At 53.2% G+C, this 2841-nt stretch carries 1 protein-coding gene and 1 pseudogene; one reads left to right on the top strand and one right to left on the bottom strand.

Features of this window, described 5'->3' with window-relative positions:
• Nucleotides 1-219, bottom strand: a pseudogene (locus A3220_RS17615) (transposase); the annotation flags it as partial.
• A gap of 281 nt (nt 220-500) precedes the next feature.
• Here A3220_RS17615 and A3220_RS16195 point away from each other — a divergent pair.
• Entirely contained in the window at nt 501-1523 is a 1023-nt protein-coding gene (locus tag A3220_RS16195; protein WP_062375976.1) for an IS110 family transposase, read from the top strand.
• Nucleotides 1524-2841 lie beyond the last annotated feature (1318 nt).

Raw genomic sequence — 2841 nt, forward strand, 5'->3', positions numbered from 1 at the left:
GTTTAGCTGAAGCAACCAATGGATATGGTCTGGCATAACAACAAAAGCAAAAGTTGTCGCCAGCTCGCTCACGCGAGGGTGGTAAAAGTGCCTGGATGCACAACAGGCAGTATGAAAATTAGTAAAAACCTGCTGACGATGGCGGGTCGTCGCAGTGACTAAGTAGTGAGCATTCGGGATTGATTGCCTCCCTTGGCGAAGCAGATGGCTCCTGTTCATTATATGCTCCCTATAATTTTTAATTAACTTAGCACATGCTGTGTAGCATTTTCTGTAGGAGGGAGCTTCAGCTCGCGATAATGAAGGCACCACTGCTGCGGCAGGCTCAGGGCGGCTGACGCCGCCGTCGCCCAATAAATTGGCCTCCCACATCAGGCTCTTCACCCCTCAAGCAGTCAGGTGTGGGAAATGGGATGGACCCGTCCTTCTGTGCCAAGATGAAGAAGCACTTCATCTAACGTGCGCAGGGCACTGACGGCATCTTGAAAGAGGATCCATCCATGAACAACATTAGCATTGTGGGTATTGATCTTGCCAAGCATGTTTTCCAACTGCATGCGATCGATGATCGCGGTCACCAAGTGTTTAGCAAAAAGATCAAACGTGATCAGTTAAGCACCGTGATCGGGAACCTTCCGCCCTGTCTCGTGGCCATGGAAGCATGTGGCTCCGCTCACTATTGGGCGCGAGAAATTCGCCAGCTGGGTCACGAGGCGCATCTGCTCCCCCCGCAGGCCGTCAAACCGTTTATTCAAGGCCATAAAAACGATGCGCGTGATGCCGCCGGTATTGCGGAAGCGGCAGCCCGTCCGGCGACAAGGCGCGTGGCGGTGAAAACGCAGGAACAGCAGTCACTACAAGCACTCCACCGGGTGCGCAGCCGCCTTGTGCGCGCTCGGACGGCCGTTGGGAATGAGTTGCGTGGGCTGTTAAACGAGTTTGGCATCATTGTGGCCCAAGGCCACCGCGTCATCCGACAAGGCGATATACGCCGATTGCTCGACGAGCGTCACACTCAGCTGGGTATGGCTTTATGCGATGTCATGCATGACCTCCTGGATGAGTGGCAAGCACTCGACACGCGCGTCGCCGAATACAATAAACGGCTCGGCGCATATGTCCAGGCCACTCCCAGCGTGAAGCAGCTGATGAGTGTGCCAGGTATTGGTCCAGTCAATGCCACGTTGCTCTTCAGTCATATGGGCGATCCTCGGCGCTTCCCCAATGGGCGGCAATTTAGCGCCTCAATTGGCCTGGTGCCAAGACAGTACTCAAGTGGCGGCAAGAACGTCCTGAAAAGCATTACCAAACGCGGCAATAGCGAGGTGCGCCGTCAACTGGTTCATGGAGCGAGAGCGGCGTTGAGGCAATTTCAACGTCAAGAGCACCCCGACCGATTGGCGCAATGGATCATCCGATTGGCGGCACGGGTAGGTCAGCGTAAGGCGATTGTGGCCCTGGCGAACAAAATGGCGCGAATTTGCTGGTCGATCCTTGCGCATCAGCGCACTTATCAAGCATAGAAAAGTGAGGCAGCTGCCTCGACGAGGCCCTTGGAAAAAGTCATATTGTTGTTTGAAGTAAGCACACCCGAGGTTGCGTGAGTAAGACAATTGATGGCACACAGGTAAGACCGACTCTCTGTCACTCTGTAAAGCTCGGAGGCCCAATGAGAGGCCGCGTGGGAGATTAAGAGCAGAGAGTGCGCATTCCATCAGGGCCAGATAGCAGCGCTATCATCAAAGGCCGGATATAAGCGTGCAGTCCTCATCCGTGTCCATCTCATGGCTTGCTTGCTCAACGGGACGGGTCCATATAAGGGAGCTTCAGCTCGCGACGATCAGAGCACCAGTGCTGCGGCAGGCTAAGGGCGGCTGACGCCGCCGTCGCCCAATAAATTGGCCTCCCACTGTTGAGTTTGCCGCTGTTCGATAAGTGATCTTATCTCTCTAGCTACTGGCTTGGGCCAATAATACTAAGCTTCTGCTGTGCAAAAGTTTTGTTCTGGTTGAGGCCAGTATTAGCTGAAGTAGGTAATGACTGTGTGGGAGGGAGCTTCAGCTCGCGACGGTTAGGGCACCAGTGCTACGGCAAGCTAAGGGCGGCTGACGCCGCCGTCGCCCAATAAATTGGCCTCCCACTGTTGAGTTTGCCGCTGTTCGATCAGTGATCTTATCTCTCTAGCTATTGGCTTGGGCCAATAATACGGAGCTTCTGCTGTGCAAAAGTTTTGTTCTGGTTAAGGTCAGTATTATCTGAGGAGTAGGTAATGACTGTGTGGGAGGGAGCTTCAGCTCGCGATGATTAGGGCTTCAGTGCTGCGGCAGGCTAAGGGCGGCTGACACCGCCGTCGCCCAATGAATTGGCCTCCCACTGTCGAGTATGCCGCTGTTCGATAAGTGACCTTCCCTCTCGAGCTATTGGGTTGGGCCAATAATACTGACCTTCTACTGTGCAAAGGTTTTGTTCTGTTGAAGGCCAGTATTATCTGAAGAGTAGGTAATGACTGTGTGGGAGGGAGCTTCAGCTCGCGACGATTAGAGCACCAGTGCTGCGGCAGGCTAAGGGCGGCTGACGCCGCCGTCGCCCAATAAATTGGCCTCCCACATCAGGCTTTCTAATCGACAAACAGCTGGTTGTTTACACTTGTATTCTAGGATGTGACTTATAGCCAAATAGCATCCCAATAGCTGTACTTTCCTATATCTTCGACCAAATTGGCTCTTAGAGGATTGGCAACGATATATCTAGCAGCTGCTTTTAGCGATGCTTCATCTTTAATCATTCGATCGTGAAAGCCATCTTGCCAAAGACGCCTGCCAATATTCAGCGATACGTAAG

Origin of the sequence: Halomonas sp. KX33721, from assembly GCF_001596805.1 — a bacterium.
GTDB classification, from domain to species: domain Bacteria; phylum Pseudomonadota; class Gammaproteobacteria; order Pseudomonadales; family Halomonadaceae; genus Vreelandella; species Vreelandella aquamarina.